General features: G+C 57.8%; 16 protein-coding genes and 1 pseudogene. 11 read left to right on the top strand and 6 right to left on the bottom strand.

The window, feature by feature from the left end; genetic code table 11:
• Positions 1-120: 120 nt before the first annotated feature.
• The 3 genes from QMK17_RS16975 to QMK17_RS16965 all read right to left on the bottom strand — a co-directional run bounded on the left by QMK17_RS16975 (position 121) and on the right by QMK17_RS16965 (position 2,862).
• Positions 121-1,188 (bottom strand): ParB/Srx family N-terminal domain-containing protein, encoded by a 1,068-nt coding sequence (locus QMK17_RS16975; RefSeq protein ID WP_283510460.1) that lies wholly within the window; start codon positions 1,186-1,188, stop codon positions 121-123.
• Between the two features lie 400 nt (positions 1,189-1,588).
• Positions 1,589-1,729, bottom strand: coding sequence for a hypothetical protein (locus tag QMK17_RS16970; RefSeq protein WP_283510459.1), 141 nt, complete (start codon positions 1,727-1,729; stop codon positions 1,589-1,591).
• Between the two features lie 509 nt (positions 1,730-2,238).
• A complete protein-coding gene (locus QMK17_RS16965; protein WP_283510458.1) occupies positions 2,239-2,862 on the bottom strand; it encodes a TetR/AcrR family transcriptional regulator in 624 nt (207 codons plus the stop codon).
• A 240-nt stretch (positions 2,863-3,102) separates the two neighbouring features.
• Between QMK17_RS16965 and QMK17_RS16960 the strand changes: the two genes are divergently transcribed.
• Positions 3,103-4,044 carry a metal-dependent hydrolase gene (locus QMK17_RS16960; RefSeq protein ID WP_283510457.1) on the top strand — a complete coding sequence of 314 codons (942 nt, stop codon included), beginning with the start codon at positions 3,103-3,105 and terminating at the stop codon, positions 4,042-4,044.
• The gene (locus QMK17_RS16955) at positions 4,044-5,204 is read left to right on the top strand and encodes a DUF7802 domain-containing protein (protein ID WP_283510456.1); all 1,161 of its coding nucleotides are present in this window, start codon (positions 4,044-4,046) and stop codon (positions 5,202-5,204) included. The genes QMK17_RS16960 and QMK17_RS16955 overlap by 1 nt, the downstream gene beginning before the upstream one ends.
• A 56-nt stretch (positions 5,205-5,260) precedes the next feature.
• On the opposite strand, the gene QMK17_RS16950 is transcribed toward QMK17_RS16955, so the two are convergent.
• A complete protein-coding gene (locus QMK17_RS16950; protein ID WP_283510455.1) occupies positions 5,261-5,488 on the bottom strand; it encodes a hypothetical protein in 228 nt (75 codons plus the stop codon).
• 146 nt (positions 5,489-5,634) lie between these two features.
• The gene (locus tag QMK17_RS16945) at positions 5,635-6,021 is read right to left on the bottom strand and encodes a hypothetical protein (protein WP_283510454.1); all 387 of its coding nucleotides are present in this window, start codon (positions 6,019-6,021) and stop codon (positions 5,635-5,637) included.
• A 180-nt stretch (positions 6,022-6,201) separates the two neighbouring features.
• Here QMK17_RS16945 and QMK17_RS16940 point away from each other — a divergent pair.
• The 7 genes and pseudogenes from QMK17_RS16940 (at position 6,202) to QMK17_RS26500 (ending at position 15,940) form a co-directional block, all read left to right on the top strand.
• Positions 6,202-6,858: pseudogene (locus QMK17_RS16940) on the top strand (nitroreductase family protein).
• Positions 6,859-7,284: 426 nt separating this feature from the next.
• Positions 7,285-8,478: a DNA cytosine methyltransferase gene (locus tag QMK17_RS16935; RefSeq protein ID WP_283510453.1), complete on the top strand. Its 1,194-nt coding sequence runs from the start codon at positions 7,285-7,287 to the stop codon at positions 8,476-8,478.
• 233 nt (positions 8,479-8,711) lie between these two features.
• Positions 8,712-11,270 (top strand): Z1 domain-containing protein, encoded by a 2,559-nt coding sequence (locus QMK17_RS16930; protein ID WP_283510452.1) that lies wholly within the window; start codon positions 8,712-8,714, stop codon positions 11,268-11,270.
• Positions 11,267-12,286, top strand: a complete 1,020-nt coding sequence (locus QMK17_RS16925; protein WP_283510451.1) for a PD-(D/E)XK motif protein — start codon at positions 11,267-11,269, stop codon at positions 12,284-12,286. Before QMK17_RS16930 ends, QMK17_RS16925 begins: the two co-directional genes overlap by 4 nt.
• Positions 12,283-14,286, top strand: coding sequence for a hypothetical protein (locus tag QMK17_RS16920; RefSeq protein WP_283510450.1), 2,004 nt, complete (start codon positions 12,283-12,285; stop codon positions 14,284-14,286). The genes QMK17_RS16925 and QMK17_RS16920 overlap by 4 nt, the downstream gene beginning before the upstream one ends.
• Entirely contained in the window at positions 14,283-15,188 is a 906-nt protein-coding gene (locus QMK17_RS16915; RefSeq protein ID WP_283510449.1) for a hypothetical protein, read from the top strand. Before QMK17_RS16920 ends, QMK17_RS16915 begins: the two co-directional genes overlap by 4 nt.
• A complete protein-coding gene (locus QMK17_RS26500) occupies positions 15,185-15,940 on the top strand; it encodes a DUF6339 family protein (RefSeq protein ID WP_442972782.1) in 756 nt (251 codons plus the stop codon). The genes QMK17_RS16915 and QMK17_RS26500 overlap by 4 nt, the downstream gene beginning before the upstream one ends.
• A gap of 123 nt (positions 15,941-16,063) precedes the next feature.
• Here the strand turns inward: QMK17_RS26500 and QMK17_RS16910 are convergent, their stop codons facing one another.
• Positions 16,064-17,959, bottom strand: a complete 1,896-nt coding sequence (locus tag QMK17_RS16910; RefSeq protein ID WP_336620166.1) for a DUF2075 domain-containing protein — start codon at positions 17,957-17,959, stop codon at positions 16,064-16,066.
• A 188-nt stretch (positions 17,960-18,147) separates the two neighbouring features.
• Here QMK17_RS16910 and QMK17_RS16905 point away from each other — a divergent pair, with 188 nt between their 5' ends.
• Together QMK17_RS16905 and QMK17_RS16900 are read left to right on the top strand one after the other, a co-directional pair.
• Positions 18,148-18,720, top strand: a complete 573-nt coding sequence (locus QMK17_RS16905) for a hypothetical protein (RefSeq protein WP_283510447.1) — start codon at positions 18,148-18,150, stop codon at positions 18,718-18,720.
• Between the two features lie 69 nt (positions 18,721-18,789).
• Positions 18,790-19,116, top strand: coding sequence for a hypothetical protein (locus tag QMK17_RS16900; protein WP_283510446.1), 327 nt, complete (start codon positions 18,790-18,792; stop codon positions 19,114-19,116).
• The last annotated feature ends 1,711 nt before the right edge of the window (positions 19,117-20,827 follow it).

Genomic DNA, 20,827 nt, shown 5'->3' with positions numbered 1-20,827 from the left:
CGGCGTTATCGGCGCGACTACCGTTCCAGTCCACATAGCCTCGAAGTGCGCAGACGCTCCGGATACTGGCTTGGTCGGCGAAATCCACGCGGTAACACACCGCGGTGTCGCCGAAGACAATTACCGCGGCAACCCCAGCTTGTACTGCAATGCGTAGGCCAGCTTGCCCGGCTTGTCGTCCGAGTACGGCGCGGATAGCTTGCCGAATTCACCCGTCGTCGCCGACTTGCCGTCGTTCCATGCGTCCAGTGCGCCCAGTTCCGCAGCAGTCCGGCCGCTATTGATCACGGCGTCTTTCGGTGCCGCGACCTGCGCGCGCGAGACCGATTCGACGGTACTCAGGTAGCTACCCAGGTTGTTGCTGTCCCAGCCGCTGATGTCGACTGCACCGGAATCGCGAACCCAAGCGCCCCAATAAAATTCCTGGAACGGGATCGATCCCTGCGCGAACCCGATGTCGCGAGCGAAATACGTGAGGCTTCGGTATTTATCGTTCTGGAACTTGGAAAGTCCGACGCCCGCCGGGAGTGATTCGACCGGCACTTCTTTGCCATCGACGTCGAAGTTCCATACCCACTTCTCGGCCTGCATCCGCGCCCAGAAGTCAGCGGTGCTCAGATCGCTGAGGTTCGCGACCACCCGCAGACGAAGATGCAGATTCGGTCCACCGTCGGCTGATTCGAAGAACGAGGTCAACGTGTGGTGGCCATCAGTCAGGTAGGGCACCCCGCCGGGCCCGATCACGACGGTCTTCATCGGTGCGATGCTGTCCGGAGTTTCCTGACCGACAGGGACCTTGCAGGTGAATGACGACGGCTTATCGAGTCGCGCGTCGGGTAGAGCGGAGGCGGCCTCGACCTGGCCGTTGGCTTCGCACCAGTCGTCGAACTTCTTGTTGATCTTGTCCTTGCCCTGGGTGTATCGCCCGAGCTTGTAGTACACCTCGTCGTAGCCGAGCGACGGTTGAGTCGCGCGCACAGCACCGATCGGAAGATCGAGGAGTTCACCGGCTTCGGCGCACCCGTAACCAAGCCCCGCTGACGATCCGGTAGGGAGTAGGTCCGCGACCTGGCACAACGGTGATGCCGTTCTGGCCGGCGCGGCAGCAGCCACACTTCCGATGGAAGCAGAGGTGACAGTGACCAATGCGAGTGTGCCCAGTAGTGCCGCTCTACGAAGCGATGTCATTCGTGAAAACTCCTGTGTGTCCGAGAAGTGCAGGTTCATGAGGATGCCGCACCGCGGTCACCGGCCGGTGATGTGTAACCAACGGGCAGGTGGTCGCGAGGTGAATGGACAACGTCCCCGCCTGGGATTGAAGTGCACCGGCGAGTCCGGAGACTTCGTTGCTCTTGACCGGTACGCCGATCGAGAACAGGGTCGATGAGTTCCGCACTCTGGTCGAGTACGTACAACCGGATACCGCGCGCCGCATTCATGTCCGCGAAGGATTGGGTGGTGCCGACTCTTTCTGCAAGGCAGTTGCGCCGGCGTACCTTCGTCGTAATCAGATCGACGTTCTGAAGGAGTTGCCGGATCTGATCGAGGTCGAGGACTGGGTCCAGCCGCTCCCTGAGGATTCAGGGCGCTATCGCGACGCCGTCGCGTCCGGGAACTTCATGGCGATGAGGCAGGCGGCGTATCCCATGGAACCGGGAGGGAAGTCAGCCAAACTCGAACGACTGTTGGAGATCGTCGAGGAGGCCGAAGGAATCGATGCGAAAATCATTGTGTTCTCGTTCTGTCGGTCTGTTCTCGACACAGTTCGTAGAAACGTCGCTGGCGCTGTTTTCGGCCGGTTGACCGGTGCCACGACGACTGTTCAACGACAGAGGATGGTCGATGACTTCACGGCCCATCGGGGTCGTGCGGTCCTCATCAGTCAGATCGAGGCCGGGGGAGTAGGTTTAATATCGCGAGCCCGCCGGAGACGATCTGGCCATCGAGGTTGCGTCCGCGCAACCGGATGTCGTGGCCTGCGCGGTCGAGGTGCTTGTTCCACCAGTCGAGGTCCACCTCGACGCCGTCGTCGAGGACGTTCAGGTCGTAGGTGCGCAGCTGGCACCGACAGATCGTTCGGATTAAGCTCGCTGCATAGTTGGTCGACGTGCAACCAAGGTCGACAGAATGTGATTCATGATGCTGAACAAATTCTTCTGATCCGAAAGATATACTGCACAAAGCAAATTCGAAGAATCGGATGACTGACGCAGTTTGGTCGACTGCCGAAATCAGACGCTATGCCGAGTGCTGGGTACTTCCGAGAACGGGTTGAGGCGAGACGACCGGCCCCAGCCAGCGTTGTAAGTAGCGGCGCAGGTCGTGCTCGCTGCGGGGCGGGTTTCCCGGGGAGATGAAGAACGACTGCATGATTCGGAGTTGATGTTCGACGAGTCCGCGCAGGGCTTGCTCGTCGTAGCCGTGGTATTCCCAGTCGACGTCGAAGCGCCTGATCATGGTCATGCCGAAGGCCATTGCTTCGTCCGAGGCGATGCCCTCGGTGTGTGCGTGTGCGCCCGAAAGCATGATGGCCAGGTGGGGGGTCCGGGGGACGTCGCCGAGTGCGTAGATGACGGCTTCGATGACTGCTTCGGCCGGATCGTCGATGCCATGCACGTGATCGGTGAGACGATCGAGGAAGGCGCCGACGGAGGCGATAGCCGCGGCCCGGAAGAGAGCCTCGGCGGTGGGGAAGTACCGGTAGACAGTTTGCCGGATGACACCGAGAGAGTCCGCGACGTCGGCGATGGTGACCTCGCCGCCCGTGCTGCTGATGAGTTCGACGGCAGTAGCAACGATCCGCTGCGCGGCTTCTTCGTCGCTCTCCGGAGGTGTCCCACCCCACCCGCGCCTACGTGCCACTTCTGTTTGTCCTCGTTTCTCCGGGTGGGCCCCTGGTGTTCGTTGCCGGAATCCCGAGACTATCGCGAATCAGGGCGACGCCGTGGCACCGCTCCTTCAGTGCCTCAGGCCAGTTCAGGGGAAGACTTCAAACCAACATACGTATCGACGCCCTCATGTATGTTTGTCTCTTGATGTGGGTCTCATCTCGCCACCCTCTGAGACCTCCGCCCCTACGCCAGTAATGATGAGGTGTCGCGTATGACTGATCTTCAGCCCCGGAAGATGGACTTCGGATTCCAGGACGAGGACGTCCCGTTCCTGTGGAACCCGCAGAACCCAGCATGGTCGAGCATGTCGAACGCGGTGTCGTTCCTGGCGATCGGTTTCGAGAAAATGATCGTGAAGGCGATCATCCAGTCCAAGGCGTCGATGACCGATCCTCGGATTGCGGAAGAAGCCACGGCGTTCATGCGTCAAGAGGGTCATCACTCGACCGCTCATCGGCAGCACGTGAAGGCTCTGATCAAGCAGTATCCCGGGCTGCAGAACACCCTCGATGCGGTGCTCGGTGAGTACGATCTCCTCACCGAGGCAACCCCGTTGAACTATCGACTCGCCTACACGGCAGACCTCGAGGCGACATTCACCCCGGTGTTCAAGCTGATGCTCGACAACGAAGTTACTTTGTTTGCGCCGGGTGACGACCGTGTCGCATCGCTGTTCCTCTGGCATTTCGTCGAGGAAGTCGAGCATCGCAGTTCCGCGCTCATCATCTTCGACGCCCTCGTGGGTAGTGAGATCTATCGAATGCGGATGGCGCCGTCGATTTTCGCTCACGTGATGAAGGTGATTCGGATTGCTTGTGCAGGTTTCAACCAGCATGTGCCGCTCGAGGACCGCAAGGTCGACTCACTGTCAATGTTCGCCTCTCACCGCGGGAAGCAGAAGCTGTTGACATTCTTCGCGCCGTACCTGAGCAAGGGGACGATGCCGCGAGCGTTCGACGGCCTGCCCCGCAGTGAACAGTTCGCTGCCCTCTCGGGTGCGTTCCGGAGTCAGATGCCCCGGCACAAGCCCCAGCACGAGAAGCTCCCGGTGCTCGCCGGCGAGTGGTTCAAGCGCTACGACGAGGGCTACGACTGCACCCGCTGGTATACCGCTACGCCGTCCGATCAATCGGTTGCACCGGTATCCAGCTGATGACGGATTCCTGCACGTTTACCTTCGATCAGCTCTCCACGGCGTTGGGATTCTCCTGCGCGGAAGCCGGTGGGCTGTTCGAGCTTCGCAGCCCGTTCGGGTTGGAGAACTGGACCCTGCCGGTGCTCGAGCTGATGATCGTGCTCGGGTCGGTGCTCGCGCTCGTCTACGCGATCGTGCGCCTACGTCGCCACGGTGACCCAACCAACGTGGTTGTGTGGTTCGGCGCGACGGCCTACCTGTTCATCATTGAACCGCCGCTGTACTTCCCGGCGGCGTTCGGGATCGAGGAACACGTCGACACGATGTTCGCGCACAACCTGTTCACCGTCGAATTCATGTGGGGGCGACTCCCGCTCTACATCGTCGCGATCTATCCACTGATGGCGACGCTCGCCTTCGACATCGTCCGGATGCTCGGCGTGTTCCGCAGATACGGCGCGATCCTCGGTGCCGTGTGTGTCGGATTCGTCCACCATGCCTTCTACGAGATCTTCGACCACCTCGGCCCCCAGTTGCGGTGGTGGGAATGGTCGACCGACAATCCGATTAACCAACCTATGTTCGATGCTGTCCCGATACCGAGTGTCGTGGTGTTCGCCGCTCTATGGCCGATGTCGTTGGCCTTGTGTGCCCAGTACTTCGTCGGCCGCCATGTCGATCATGGCCGGCGTTTCAGCGGTCTCGAATTGGTTTGGCGCACAGTTGTGATCGGCCTGCTGGCATCGGTCGGCACGTTCGTACTGCCCATTCCGGCGACCGTCTTCGGGATGGGTAGCGACACCGCCCGTGGCATCCTCTACGCGGCCGAGCTCATTATTCTGGCGCTCGTGGCGATCCCAATCCTGATCCGCCAGTGGCGCGCCCTGCGGGTTGGCGAATCGCACGACCCGGTGTATTCGAACGGTTTCGTCCGTGTCTACAGTCTCGTCTACCTGGGCATCATGGCGGTCCTGTGGGCGAGTGCGCTGCCGGACTACTTCGCCGCCGTCGACGGTGTCACCGACAACGGCGATCCGATCGGCAACCTCTGGTACACACTCGCATGCTTTGTCATGGCAATCACTTGTGTTGCAGCAGTATTCACGATTCCGCGGGCAAGCTCAACTGGCCGGCGCACCGCACCTGACACCACGACTCAGCCTCATATCGACGCGTGATCGGTGCGAGGTAGGCGCCCAGGTGGACAATTCAGGTAGCGACCGGGGTGGGCGAATCAGCGTATAGACCACGACGGTGTGCTGGGCCGCGCTACCGGTACGCGCTCTGCGCTCCAACGCTGACGAGCCACATTTCGACGAGCTAGGGGCTGGTGCCAATGTCGGTCGACCATCTCGAGCAGTTCGGCGTATCGGTCGTAGCGGCGTCTCGTGAATCCGGTGACGGCGGGACCTTCGAGCCACCCCTCGTGGATCAGGGTGGAGACACCGAACTGGTCGATCAACTGTGCCGCCTGCCACGGATCCTTTCGACGCCCACAGGAACGTCGCCATCAGGGATACCCCGACGCCCGGAGTGTCCGGCCAGCCGGACCACGATCCGCTCTGGAGGTGGGGCACTCTGCGGTCTCGTACGCAGCTCTCGAGCACGTTAGCGTCTTGGCCAGCGGGTCCTCGCCGGGGGAGACGTGCGGGTTGTGGATATCCGGAAATCGTCGTACCGACTTGCGGTGTCTGTGGCCGCCCTGCCAGGCAGCGGAGAGAAGAATAGACAGAGCGAATCATGTTCGACGTCAGCCAGTTCGGTGCCGATCCGAAGGTCGTTGCGCTGGACGGTCGCCATGCCATCGGTGACGATCTTCCCGTCGAGATTGCGGCCGCGCAGACGTAGATTGTGGCCTGCCCGCTTGAGGTGTTCGTTCCACCAGTCCAGGTCCACCACGACGCCGTCATCGAGCAGGTGGAGCTCGTGGGCGCGAAGTTGGCACCACTGCACACAGCCCGAAGGTGGCGCGAATCCCTCGTCGAGTTGTGACATGCCCTCACCCTGGCATCGGGCACCGACACGAATGATCCCGAGGGATTTATAACTGCAGGGGGTTGCTCGCCAAAGTAAGAAAAGTACAACCGTCCGGTGGGTGCAGCACATGTCGCTGCGATAATCCGGCTCACCGACTACTCAGTGCCTGGAACCGGGGCCGTGGGGCATGATCGGCGAGTGACTTCGTACCCGATCATCGAACTGACGCCTGATCAACTGCTGACCACGACGCTTACAGTCCGTAAGCGCCTCGATCTGACGAGGCCATTGCCGCTGGACATACTGAAGGAGTGTCTTGAGGTCGCGCTGCAAGCTCCTTCTGGATCCAACCAGCAGGGTTGGCAGTGGGTGGTGGTCACCGATCCAGCGCGGCGTGCGCAGATCGATGCGATCTACGGAGAGTTGTTCGCAAAGTATCAGGAATCCAAGAGCTCGGCGGCCAGCCTTTTCGCCGACGATCCCGAACGAGCGACGATCCAGAAGCGCGTCGGAGACAGTGCCGGGTGGCTCGGTGAGCATATGGGGGAGGTACCGGTGCTGCTGTTTCCCTGCATCAAGGCAGGCAAGGAACTGCCGAAGGGCAACCAAGCCGGACTGTAGGGTTAGTTGCTGCCCGCCGTGTGGAACTAGGCTCTGGCTGCACGGGCGCGTCGCCTTGGAACCGCGTGGACCACAATACATCTGCAACGCGAAGCCGAGGTGGCCAAGATTCTCGGCATACCGGCGGAAATTTATTTGGGCGCGCTGGTTCCGACGGCCTATTACACGGGTGAGACGTTCAAGGTCGCCCCGCGCGATCCCACCGAGACTATTTTGCACGTCGACAGTTGGTAGCCAGAATCAGAACAGCGCCGGGTCCTCGGGAAACAGGTTCGTCGGCCATTCGGTAGTTGCAGCCGAGGTCGCCCGGCTTCCGGGTCCTGCTTGTCCCGGAACCAGGTGACGCAGGTTTCAGCGGGCAGCCTGCGGTCCCTGGTGAACATGTAGCTGACGATGCGGTCGTCGAAATGTTCCTGCAGGTGACTTATGGACGGCCCCTTGCGGGGGTCGAGCTTTTCTAGTTTGCCGAGTCAGAACTCCTCTTCGCTGTTGCCAATCGGCCCGCCTGCAGTCATTACTGCGGCCGACAGTCGTCGTCCCACCATCCCCCTTGCTGCGCGCGGGACCCACGTGACGTATCGAAGATCCGGGCACGGCGCGGGTGGTACAACAGCTGACCGGGCTGAAGCCGTCTGCGTTCGCGGCGCGCTGAGATGTTAGATGTGGCGGGCGGCCCGTGTACAAGGGTGCGGGACTAGGATTCGGTGCGTGACCCACCTTCGAGATCCTCGACTTGGAGAAGCGAGTATTGTCGATTTGTTCGCAGGTCCCGGCGGCCTAGATGTGGCAGCACGTTGGATGGGAGTGCCCACTGTCGGCATCGAGTGGGATGAAAACGCGTGTGCAACGAGGCGGGCCGCGGGACTTTCGACGATCCAAGGTGATGTCAGGGCATTTGGGCCTAGCGACTTCAGCAACGCGACGATGTTGGCTGCGGGACCGCCATGTCAGACGTACACCGTCGCCGGAAAAGGCGCTGGCCGTCGATCCTTGGAAAAAATCCTGGCTTGGATTGAGAGGTTGAGCCGCGGGGACGACATCACACGGTCCATCTCAGAACTCGACGATGAACGAACCGGTCTCGTGTTAGAGCCTCTGCGCTGGATCCTGGAGGCCGAACAACTCGGGCGTCCCTACGAAGCAATTGTGCTAGAGCAGGTTCCGGCGGTCTTACCCATCTGGAATGCTGTAGCCGGTGTGCTCGCCGACAAGGGGTACGACGTTCAAACCGGGATTCTTCGGAGCGAGGAGTTCGGCGTCCCGCAAACTCGGCGCCGCGCGGTCATGATCGCAAGTACAAGGGCGGCAGTAGTGATCCCCACAGCCACGCATCGTCGTTACTTCAAAGGTCGGGCTAGGTTTGAGGGCGACAGCAACCTACACCCTTGGCGCACGATGGGAGAGACGTTGGCTAGGCAGTCAGCGTTCATAGTCGTGTCGAATTACGGGTCCGGTGGTGACCCGAAGGCCCGTGGTCGAAGGACTTCCGACCTCCCTTCGGCGACCGTAACGGGCAAAGTGTTTCGCAACCGCCTGTTGTCTGCAGCGGGAAGGGAGCTTGCCCGCTTTTCGCAGGACGAGGCAGGCCAACTGCAGACCTTCCCGCCAGATTTCCCTTGGCGCGGCAAAGACATTGCCCAGCAGATTGGTAATGCCATACCGCCGAGATTGGCTGTTTATGTAATAGCGAGTGCGTTAGATCTCGTCCCAGCCGTGTGGTCACTCGACTCCGCGGCACAGACAAGCTGGTTGACCGCTTCTGACGGCATTGTCGAGATGACCGGCGGAGGCCGCCCGACGGCAAGGGCAGCCGGGGCCGACATCGGCCTGCAGCAATCGTTGTATCGCGTGTAGGTGAACTACTTAGCCAGGCGCCGTCTGCAGGGAGGCCGTTCAGTCGGCAACCAAGACAGAGGCTGCGCAGGGACTCCTTCCTGAGACATCGCACGGGGCCAGGTCGTTCGCCGTTGACCAGCGAACAACCAACTTGACTGCGAATGTTTCGTTTGCCTGGCAAAATGTAACGTGTAGTTCGTTCCGCCGGATAAAGGCTTAACGGATAGCAACTGGGAGAGGTAGCGCAAACTGTGAGCGTCGAGATTGATGAACAGTACGAGCAGTTCCGCGGACTGATTGACAGCAAGACTCCTGAGGAGGCTGTCAAGATGCTCGAGTTGTTCAACGTCGACGATGCGCTCATTCAGCAGATCCGCGACCGCCATGAGACCGAAGCAATCGAAATACGGGAAAGCGGAAACGCCGATTCGGTCATTTCCAACAACAGGTGGACTTGGTATACGGGACCTCAGCCGACGGACGCGTGCTGGCCCAGCCTGCGGAGGCAACTGGAAGCTAAGAACTGGCCCGACACTTCCATTGATGCGTTGGATCGATCCTCCACGCAAGTCGTGTCCTTGCTCAACCATCCTAAAGAAAAACAATTTTCCACAAGAGGTCTGGTTGTTGGTCACGTACAGTCAGGAAAAACCACAAACTTCACCGCGGTGATGGCCAAGGCTGCAGATCGAAATTACAAACTATTCATTGTTTTTGCAGGAGTCCACAACAGTCTTCGGAGGCAAACTCAACTTCGGCTTGTCCAGGACCTCATTGCTCCTAACGCCACTAAGTGGATGCAGCTCACCGTGCCCGAGAAAGACTTCGTAGCACCGGCGAACGCAGCCGCGTACTTTGCTAAGAGTAATCAGCAACATGTCCTGTGTGTGGTCAAAAAGAATGCTGCGGTGCTTAGGCGATTTAGAAAGTGGCTCGACTCGGCGGCTGGGTACTTGCAAGACTGCCCGGCAATCATCATCGACGATGAGGCCGATCAGGCAACGGTTGCAACCAAAACCATAAACCCGCTCGTGAGAGACATTATCGACCGGCTTCCACGCTCGGCCTATATAGGCTACACGGCCACTCCGTTCGCCAACCTTCTAATAGACCCAGCGGCCGAGGATCTGTATCCAGAGGATTTCATAGTCAGCCTGCCCAAGCCGGAAGGTCATTTTGGTACCGAGGTTCTTTTCGGTCGAGATTTGCTAGATGGCGAAGATCCCGACGCAGCGGACGATGGTTTCGACATGATTCGCACTATCCCTGACGGCGAAATTAGTTTGGTTCGACCAGCAACTGCCGCGGATCGTGACCAGTTCGAGCCCGCGATAACTGGGCAGCTCCAGGACGCGCTCTACTACTTCTGGATGTCGACTGCTGCAAGACGTCTGCGGCACGCCGCGCAGCAGCACGCGACTATGCTAATTCATACGAGCGTGAATACTGTTATTCACGACAGCTTTAAAGCACCGATTGAAGCCCTGCAGACGCGAACGCTGTATAGTCTCGACGCTAACGATACTGACGCTGTCGAGCGCCTAAAACGCTTGTGGAATAGTGAGATGCAGCGGGTTCCGGCTTCCGATTTCGGCCACACGCCCGTGGAGTTCGATGATCTGCGCGAGACTTTGAGCAAGGTGCTCCGCGATTGCACCGTGATACTGGACAATGCAAGTAGCAAAGTTCGGCTCAACTACGAAGGTGACCCCGTTACCGCAGTCGCCGTGGGCGGCAATACACTTTCACGCGGGCTCACTCTCGAGGGACTGTCGGTTAGCTATTTCGTACGGTCCGTGTCAGCATATGACACGCTCCTCCAGATGGGTCGCTGGTTTGGATACCGAACCGGATATGAAGATTTGCCTCGTGTTTGGATGACTTCTGAGCTCAGAGACTGGTTCCGACACCTAGCGACAGTAGAGTCCGAGATCCGCCGTGACATAGGAATCTACATGGTCGAGGACGAGACACCACGGTCCTTCGCGGTGCGAATTCGTACCCATCCATCACTGCGGGTTACGGCAGCGGCGAAGATGGATTCGGCCGTACGTGCGTTCGCGGCCTACGGCGGCCGGAGGATTCAAACGAGGTACTTCGATCTCGATCGACAAGTGCTTCTTGACAATCAGAACGCCGCTCGCTTGCTGATCGAATCATCTGCAGAAAATGGAAATTTAGAATCGGTCGAGTCTGCCCGTCAGGTCGTGATTTGCCGTCAGGTACCAGTCAAACACATACTTCGCTTTCTTTCGGAATACTCTTTTCATCAAAAGTCACAGGACTGCAACGCGCTATTACTGGGAAAGTATATTCGTAAGCGTAACGGAAAATCTGCACTAAGCCACTGGACGGTTGCTGTAGTGGGCAAACCGAATCCCGCTGATGAGCCTTTCGATTTCGGTAACGGCATCAAGGTCGGCAAAGTTACTCGATCGGCTGTCGAAAAAAGTGCGATCACCGATATTAAAACCCTTATGAGCCGCCGCGACGCCGCAGTAGACCTGGATACTAGTAACGTAGAAGGGGAGTTGACCGAGGAGAAAATCTTCAAGTTGCGGCAGAAGACGGCACCCGACGTCGGATTAATTGTGCTCTATATTATTGATAGGAACTCGACCCCTACGGGGCGACAGCTTAAGTCCCGCGTTGCGCTCAACGCGCCGGAGGACGTGGTCGGCGTCGGCGTAGTGTTTCCCGCGCCACTCGATCGAGACAGCGAGGTCGAGTGGGACTACGTAAGTGCTGACTTGTCCGGGATCGATATCGAAGAAAGCGACCTGTCGGCATTGGAGTTTGAGGAGATATGACCTCGGAGGGTGTAGAAAGCATCCTGTTTGACCACTGGGGCCAGCTTGAGAAGGGTGACCCGCCCGGTTCAGGTAGGCTGCGGACCACAGGGCTCCCAGTCGATTGCGAGGGAGGGCGGCTGCTAGCTGGTTTGGACCCGGCAAAGCGGCGCCATCTGCTTATTCCCCTTGTGGCGGCACAACATGTGAGCGTGAACTCATTTGGCACAAATCTGCGGTTCAGTGAGCGCATTATTACAACCGGAACTGCAGTTAAGAGATTTGCGGACATAGCTTGCCTGAATCCCGAGCTCGGCGATCTCTTCACTCAGGTCTGTTCAGATATTATTTTGGCTGTCGCGGCCAGTCCATCTTCTGCCCTGAGGGCGACCACAACTGTCCTTAACCGTTGGAGGTCGCTATTTTTATCCTCAAGCTCGGTCTTGGCGGACTATCAGATAGTCGGCCTTTTTTCGGAGCTGCTACTTCTGCGAGAGCTGTTAACGCGAAATACCTCAGCTTCTCAATTCTGGACTGGACCATCGGGGGATCGACACGATTTTTCTCTTGACGGAGACGCGATCGAGGTGAAGTCGACGACCGCGACCGACAATCGCCGAGTTGGTGTACACGGGTTGGACCAACTCGACCCACCTGGTACGGGCAAATTGTGGCTGTACTGGGTGAGGCTGGAACGCCGTTCCGGTGCAATGTGCCTAAGTACACTAGTTTCTGATGTTCTAGCTCTCACCGACGACTACACCGGATTGCTGACCAAACTTCGGGCTGTGGGATATCAGCTTGCCGACCAGGAGTGGTATGTCGAGGAATCATTCGAAGTGGTCGAGAGTGGTTGGTATGGCGTTGAAAACGATTTTCCACGGCTAACGCGGTTGCAGCTGGCAGCGGCAGGTGTCGCAATCAACGTGTCCAACGTTTCCTACTCGCTCGACTTACCGGATCCCGGAGTTTCCGGGATGAGTGACAGCGCTGTGCGAAGGATGCTCTATCGATTAACCGGGGGTGGAAGTCGATGAAGGTTGGCTGGCACTCTCAAAAGTATCCACCGACGGGCGCAACGGCGGCAGATGGAATCAGGAATCAGCTTGGCAGGCCAGCTCTTAGCCTACTGACTGTACTTGTCCGTGAAGCGGTGCAAAATAGTTGGGATGCGCGGATCGAAGGGCGGCAGGTTGAGTTTGAAATCGAGATCAAGGAACTCCGAGCAAGCATGGCACCGATTTGGCGCCGCTATCTTGAGGCGGGTGCGCCGACCACGGCGCAATTGCCGCTCAGGGGCTCGCTAAGCAAACCGCTACGGCTGCTCTCCGTGTCTGACCGTGGTACCAAAGGACTTGGCGGCCCTACCCGCGCCGACAATGCGGTAACCGGTGATACCGACTTTGTATCATTTGTGCGAAACATCGGGGAACCCCGTAGCACTGAATATGGCGGTGGCACATATGGTTTCGGAAAGAGCATCTTTTATCTAGTATCCAAGTCCGCTACTGTGCTCATCCATACCCGCTGTGCTACCGAGGGCGGCTTTGAAACAAGACTCATTGGATGCAGCATGTGGAAGAGCTACTCCGTTGGCAAGGGACTGGAGGGTAACCGGTTTACTGGACGTCATTGGTGGGGTGACGACATGGGGGACGTCCTCGAGCCCCTCAAGGGCGAAGATGCCGAGGGAGTCGCAAAGAACCTTGGTTTAACACCGTTCCGCGCCGAGGAGACCGGGACGACGATAGTGGTCATCGACCCTGATCTAGACGGCCGGGAATCGATAGAGGCAGCTGGCTGGATCGCGGATGCTATGGCGTGGAACCTTTGGCCGAAGATGATTACGAAGAGAGACGGCAGCGCCCCTGACATCCGTTTCTCTGTTTCTTGCGATGGTGAGCAGATTACAGTGCCGGACCCGGCGACGATTCGGCCGTTGCGATTATTCGTGGACGCCTACCGCAATATGGAAGGAAGCGAAGGCCAACTACTTATGGTGCTGAAGCCCAAGGTCCAGCTAGGGAGGCTGGGTCTGCATAAGACGATGATGCCACCGTTCGAGCCGTCGGGAGTGTCTGAGGAGTGTGGCTTCGATCGGACCAGTCATCACGTTTGCCTTATGCGCACGGCAGAACTTGTCGTGAAGTATTTTCAGGGGCCGGGCACAGGCAGTGATTCGATCTCGTACGCAGGAGTATTTCGTTCTGACGCTGAAGTCGATCAAGCCTACGCGCGGTCAGAGCCGCCGACTCACGATGATTGGCGATCCGAGACACTCGACGGTCGGGACAAGACGATTGTCAGAACGACTTATCGACGAATTCGTGAATCACTGAGCAAGTTCGTCGAGCTAAAGACCTCAACTCCTGAGGCGACGCTAACGCCCCTCGGGGCAGCGAGCCGTATGTTCTCACCACTAGTTTCCGCAGCGCTGGGGTTCGGCGGGCTTACTGCATCGATTACGACCAAGAACACGGGCACTTCCGAAGCGGGCGACGAACCTGAGGACGATGGGTCCAAAGAGAGACAAGAGCCACGCGACCCGAGCGGCGCCGGCCGGCAAGATGCGGGTGTCGGGATTGATTCGTCTGATGGCGCGGAGATGGACCGAGACGGTGACGCGGGGTTTGGTAGCAACCAGTCTAATCCGGGTGCACCTACCCCGGGTCGACACCGACGCTTGGCGATACCTAAGGTCCGCTACGTTGGAGAGCCAGGTATAGAGGATCGCAACGGCTACGCGGTCGTTGTGCAACGGTTCATCGTGCCGCAGCATGTCGACGCGTTGGTCAGAGCTGACGTGAGCGTCTCAATTCCGCTAGCGAAGGGGCGGGAGACGAGTGCGCCCGTAGGGGCACCCCAGCCTGTGGTCCTTGGTTGGCGTTCTGAGATTCAGCAGGATGATGTGTTAACTCTTGGTCGTTCACTTTCGATGCGTGGTGGCAAGACTGTCTGGGCCGTTTTTGTGAAGCCAGCTCCTGATACGGTTACGTCGATTGAATTGACTGTCGAGCGTGCGGCGGACAAGTCGTGAGCAGGAATGCGTTCCCCTATCGCATTCCGCCAGATTCTGCGATCGATTGTGGTGAGTGGCAGATGGATATCAACGGCGGCGAGGCCGTTTTGCCAGAGAGCCTGCCGGACTGGGATTACCAGACGGACCTCAGCTTGGCGCGGTCCATAGTCGTTGACATGGACGCAATCCGGATTGCCACTGGGCTGCCGCCATCCTCTGGAGTCGCGATCTCGATTGTTTGGGCGGCGACAGGTTCCAATTTGCGTGCGGCTGCGTTCCGCGCCGAGGTGTTCGGGGAGGGCCTCCAGAAGGTCGCGCTCGCTGCAGAATTACGGGGGAGTGATCTTGGCGGAGTGCTTTCCTTGGAGACCGTTCTCACACTTGCCACAAGCGATGTAGCTGTTTCGTCGTGGGCGCCCAAACACGCAGGGTCCCTCCTCTGGTCCGACCGTGTTGAGGTTCGACTGCAAGGAGATGCGGCACAATTTCCTGTTGCAATCGTCGATTTTTCTTCGACCAACTATCCGGTTGACGCTGGTTGGTTTCTTGAGGTGGGTGGCAGCCTGGATGCAGCGACCATGGGTTCGCTGCTGCTGGTGGTGAACGAGGCAAACACGGCTGTATGCGCTGCATTCAAAAATGCGGCAAGTCCCTCCCAAACAGATATGGCTGTAATGTCTGCGGTCTATTCGGATGTGGCTCGAACGCTGATCGAACACGCCTTGTGCAACCTCGACTTCGAGGAGTCCGTCGAATATCAAGACGGCAGTATTGGCGAGACGTTGCAATCGTTGATCGGCATGCGATTTCATGGGAGGACTGTGGAGGAACTTCGGAATACACGAAACAATTCCCCAAGTTTGTTCTCCGCCGAACTTCAAGCCGCAGTCAGCGTTTTTTCAGGAATTGGGGATACATGAGTTTGTTATTTCCACGACTCCTTCCCTTTGTTGCACGTTCGATGTATAGCGCCTACGTCGAGATGTCTGAAGACGCGCTAGGTCGAATGTCAAGCCCATCTCACGAGAGTGCGGTCTACATAGCGACTGGAGGTGCTCGAATATCAGAGGGAGAGCTTCGTGCGCTCCGTAATGAAGTCGTGGTGCTTGCCCGAGAACATGGATTTCCGCATCAAAGCTCAACTGCACTGTTTGCTGATTTTGATCTCAAGCTTGCGCGGCACCTTCATTCATCTATGAATATCGTTGCGGCAGAGGCAGCTTCGGGTGACATCTGGGCGTTTCTTGGCTTAGTGCTGATGCCAGATATCTGTTCTTGGCGATTCCCGGATCGACCGAGAGACCGGATTTTGGCGTCAGATATAACGCGACACACATTTGGCCGACTGTGGTGGCGCGCACACTTGACATATAATCCGAATAACGCGGACCCGTACAAGGATCTCGGGCTGTTGAACGAATCGGAGATCGACCAAATCTATGCACGTCGGACATCGCTAGGCGCGAGTTCCTTCGTTGTGCGCGGCATCTTGCGGATCTGGACAGAAACAAATCCTGAAAGGAATCGGAGAGGCGTCCTTCGCGACTTCCTGAAAAGACTTCTTAGACTTGCCGCCTTCACCAGGTTCGACGCTCAGTCTGAAGAGGAATTAGCGGACACGTTGCGGAAAGCACTCAACGCCTCGGTAGCGGCGGTTGGAGGGCCCGGCTAGCGGTGTCGGACGACGAAGCTGCATGGCGCAGTCAGATACGGTGGCTTACCGGTCGCTACAGTCGGCGTTGCAATGCATAGTCATTTTCCTTGCGGGCCGGTGAGAGTGGCGGCCGCAAGAACGTCAAGAGTGGGGCTCGGCCTGAACGTTTGCGACTAATGTGCGAAGAGCGGCGCGTGTTTCTGGATCTGTCGAGTAAATGACAGTTCCCACCATTCCTCTGGTCAGAAGGACCTTGTAGATGTTCCGGATCAAAAGGTCGACGCGGATGTCACTGATTTTCTTGGTGTTCTTCAAGTCGGGATCACGGTTGGCCTCACGTTTGATGATCAATTGCCCGTCACGCCAGACCAGGTCGGGGCCGAAGATTACACCGTTCCAGTCGTACTCGAATCCCTGTGCCGTATAGACACATCCGACCTGGTCGAATCCACCATCTTCCGTTGCCCACAGCGGCGCCGGAGGCGCGTCGCCGATCCGTCTGTCGCTCTTGCTGTTCCAAGGACGTGACCAATCGCCGATTGTGACATCCTTGACGAGCGACCCGTCGTCGCGTGCATTGCTCCAACTCCAGCAATACCCAGCTGTCATTCGCGCGGAGTAACCACGTTCGATCTGCGCTGCGAGTAATTGTTCGAGTTCGTCTGGGCTGTCTGCCACCCGGACGTCGAACTGAGGATCGCCAGGCCAGGGGATTGCTCCGCCCTCTGTCAAGCCTAGGAGGCGCTTCGTCCAGAGCACGTACTCTTCGCTTCCTCCGCAGCGGAATTGTTCTCCGAGGTGGACGTGGTGCGATGTCAATCCAAGCGACCTGGTGTACTGCTCGATCTGCTCGAGTGAACCCATCTCACCGGGTCTCACGATCTGATGCTCATCGAGAAGAAATACTGGGACACGCGCTGCAGCGATGAGCTCATCGACCTGTGGACGGTCGGATCGGAGTTCCGCTCGTGTGTAGCGGTCGACGGAGGTCTCACGAATTCGATGTGCCTCATCCAGGATGAGTACGTCCAAACTGTTGCGCTCAGCGGACATGAATTGGTTGAAGTACTTGAACATTTTCTGAACGCGCGGCGCGCGGTGGCCGGCAACCTTGCGTAGCGTCTGGGTGAATGACCGTGATCCCGTCGCGTGCAGTACTGCGCGACCACGCCTGGCTAACTCACCCACTAGTGACAACGCGACAACGCTCTTTCCGCTGCCGGGCCCGCCTGTCACGATGATGACCTGCTTGCTGTCAGCTTGGCGAGCTCGCTCCACGGCGTGAAGAACGAGGTCAACGGCCAGTTGCTGCTCGCCTAAGAGATGGAACTGCGGCCTGTCGCGAACTTCGGCGGCGGCGACCTTCAACAGCTGCTGCGAGGGCGCTACTGCGGAGCGGATCAATGAGTCTGCAGACGAGCGGCTGGCACTGGTCGCCGATAGTCGTGACCGGAGGAAATCGTAGAGGTCGTTTCGGTCGGATGCGGTAAACAGCCGTCCTTCTGTGGATGGAGGCAGAGCACGTAAATCTGAGACGGCTGCCGGGTCGAGCGCGTTGTGTAGGTAGGCGACCCCCGCCAAAGCGTCGGGCTGGTCAGCGAGCGATTTGGTGAAGTCGGCCATGTACTCGCAATATCCGCGAACCTGGGCGACGGGATGTAGTTTCGGGCCGCCCGGCATTCCAGGCACATCGACGAGCTCTTCGCTGCCCTCGAACTTGTACGCGGACGACCACTGTTTCAGTTCGACGAGCACGTATGAAGCTGCGCCCGAGACTGGGTGAGTGCCAGCGAGCACGACGTCGACGCGCCTCGAAGTCAAGGGGAGCTGATACTCGACAAGCATCTCGACGTTCGACAGGCCTGCGTCGACGAGGTCCAGGGCGAATGCAGGCAGGCTCTTGCTCCACGACGTTTGCTCGGAAGGACTTGCCCGACGCCCGGTACGAAAGAGCATCTGTTCCAGCAATTGCTCGCTGAGCGACGCCGGATCTGCCATGCCAACGATTCTGTCAGCGGTAGTGCGAAGCAACGTCACAGATGTGTCCCCAAGGCAGCACGAATCGATTCGTGCGGGTGGGGGCATGTCCGTAGCTGTACATCACAGCGGAAGTCCGTCGGGCCGCAGTGGGAAGGCTAGCGGATGCCGGTGGTCAGATGTCGGACCGACCTACAAGTAGCGTGCCGTGCAGACGGCTCGGTCCGCGCGTCGATAGCGTATTCGGTATGACCACACTTCGGAATGTGATGGACGACCAGCGGGCGTTCGCGATCGAGCGCGACTGGGGCCAGTTTCACACTCCGAAGAACCTAGCTATGGCTCTGGGGGGTGAGCTCGGTGAGCTCTCCAGTGCAGTCGTCGATGCGCTTGAGTCCCCAGGTGGAAAAGTCGAGCTGTCGTCCCTGGATTCGGTGACGAGCGAGATTGCTGATGTCACGTTGTATCTATTGAGGTTGTTCGATGTCTTAGGTTGCACTGTTCCTGAAGACCAGGCCCGGAAGGTCCGGAACGTCAGTGCGTTCGACCAAGAGCGCGCGGTTTTGGTAGCCCTTGCCAACCTCGTCGGGACTATCGGCGCGGTTCTTGAGATTTGGCAGTGGTCGGAGCCCGGAGACAACCAAACGGCTTTGCATGCCGAGGCCCGAATTGTCGCAGCACTCCGCGGTGTAGCTGGGTTTGCCGAGTTGGTTGGCGTGGAGCTGGCAGACGTCGCGTCGGCCAAACTCGCGAGAAACGCCGAAAGATACCCAATCAATAAGTGTTACGGGTCAAATGTGAAGTACACCGAATTCGAGTGAACGGTGTTATTCTTAGTGCGCGCCGTGTGTAAAGTGCGACGGACGGTTGACCAAAGGCTGTTTCCGGCATTGAGCGAATCGCGAACCCTCCTGAACGACCACGCTTCGTGGCTGAGCGGACTTGAAATCCGCACATTGTCGGTTCGAGTCCGACTGGGGGCACCCGGCAGGCGGATTCGTATTGCTGGGGTGTCCGTCGCCGAATTGCGCCGCGCCGAGATCGAAGCGCGGGACTCGCGAACTGGACTCGTCTGGTATCTGAAATGGCGCGAGCCGATGCTCTACGTTTCAGCGACTACATGGATCTCCGACCATCCTGAACGGGCGCATAACGCGAATTATTGCACCCAACCTACTACGGCCGAGAAGTCGTCGTACCCGGCGCTTCTGCTCTAGTTCCCGGCGGGTTGTCCGTTCCTGGGGCACCCCGTCGAGCAATTCAGGGTGGCGAAGCTGGGTTCTCAGTGTCCGCCCGCGTACTCGGCACCGGGTATGACGTTGGGATCGATGGGCTGACGGCATTCGGGGCATGTTTTCATGCGTCGACTGTCGCATATCTATTCGTTTTAGGCCACTTAGCTTAGAGCGCGCCGCAGTTATTGCTCCCCTATGCAGTTATTGCTCCCCTATGCAGTGATGAGCGCTGTCACCGTGGAAGTCTTTCAGGTCTAGTGCGCGACCTCGTTCGGTAATAGGGTTCGCTTCTTGAGGCACGGCTACACTTTTGCCTATAAGAGAGTCGAGTGGAGATGATGCCTTGTCTTCCATGCTTGAGGTCATTATGGCACAGAGTTATCATGGACGGGATAGCATATTTGTGGTTATCATGGACGGGATAGCATATTTGTGCTCAAATGCGGATACCAATTGTTATCTAGATAATAGCGTGCGGGGTATATGGAAAAAGAAGAACCGACATTTACATGCCGGGCCTCTTCGCTATCTAGATATGCTATTTTTATATCAATATTGCGCTCTTGTGCAAATACCTTTACAAGAAATCAGTACGCAGTCTGAAGCTATAGACAACGACGAGGATGCCCCGAATAGTAGAATTGGCCGCAGATGGCTCTACTAGGATTCATCCCACGCAGTCTCGGCTGGGTGTCCTCATCCATGTCTATAACGATTGAAAGTAGCTGAGAGGTGAGCCGTATCTGACTTAACTAGCCAGCTCTACCCAGGACGTGTGACCCGCAAGGGAATCAGTTAGTCTGATTGAAAGTTATCGCGTTAAAATCCTGGACACCTCTCACATGCTGTCAATAAAACTGTACTGCACACAACTGCCCCTCCCCATAGTCGACGCAAAATGAAGTGAACGTGTGCGAAAGAACTTGTATGTGACGTTAAGTCCAGGCTCTGATAGTCCTGTAGAACGTGTTTCTTTAGATCCACGGGCGACAGGCGTATTGCCCCTACTACGTCAACCTGGCCAATGCGACGCATATACAGTTCGGGTAGTTGTCACTTAGTACTTGGAGATGGAACGGTCGTAGATAACATTTGTATTGGGTTGGGTTCACAATTGTTCCCGTTTAGCTGCGGAAGGGGGGCTTTATGTATCTCGGCCATTGCCAACAAGCTCAATCGGTGGTGCTTGAAGCAGATACTCCCTGACTATTCCGAACACAGCCGTCCTTGAAGATCTGAGCTGTTTTAGCTGTTTGGCCGACTCTTCAAAGTCGACCTCAGACATGTTTTTGACTGTGACATATTCGATATGACGCTGGTTTACAAATGTGCTGAATCTAGCGTACGTGCTGGTTATCGCCTTCTGCGTGTGAGGTTCTGCGATCGTTAGTAGGGCTGGCTCGAATACGCTATCGACATGACGTGTGAACTTAGTCCATTCTTTAAAGACGAGATGGAGCGGTTCAATAGCTGTTTTTTGGTTTCTAAAGCTGGAGTTGCCGACTATTCCTTGTCTGGCTGCCTCCATAGCAATTATCAGTTCGTTATATCTGTCGTCGAGTTCAGCGGCTCTTCCGGTTTTAGAGTGCATCGAGTGCGCGGGTGAGGTTGCCGCAGTGCAGTAGTGATCGGATTCGGTAGTGGGTGAGGTTGCGGAATCCGAGAGCGTTGCGCCGCAGCGCTTCCAATCTGC

It is taken from the genome of Rhodococcus sp. G-MC3 (assembly GCF_030063335.1).
Lineage (GTDB): Bacteria > Actinomycetota > Actinomycetes > Mycobacteriales > Mycobacteriaceae > Rhodococcoides.
Note: the sequence above shows the minus strand (reverse complement) of the source record. Positions and strands in the feature narration are given on the sequence as shown.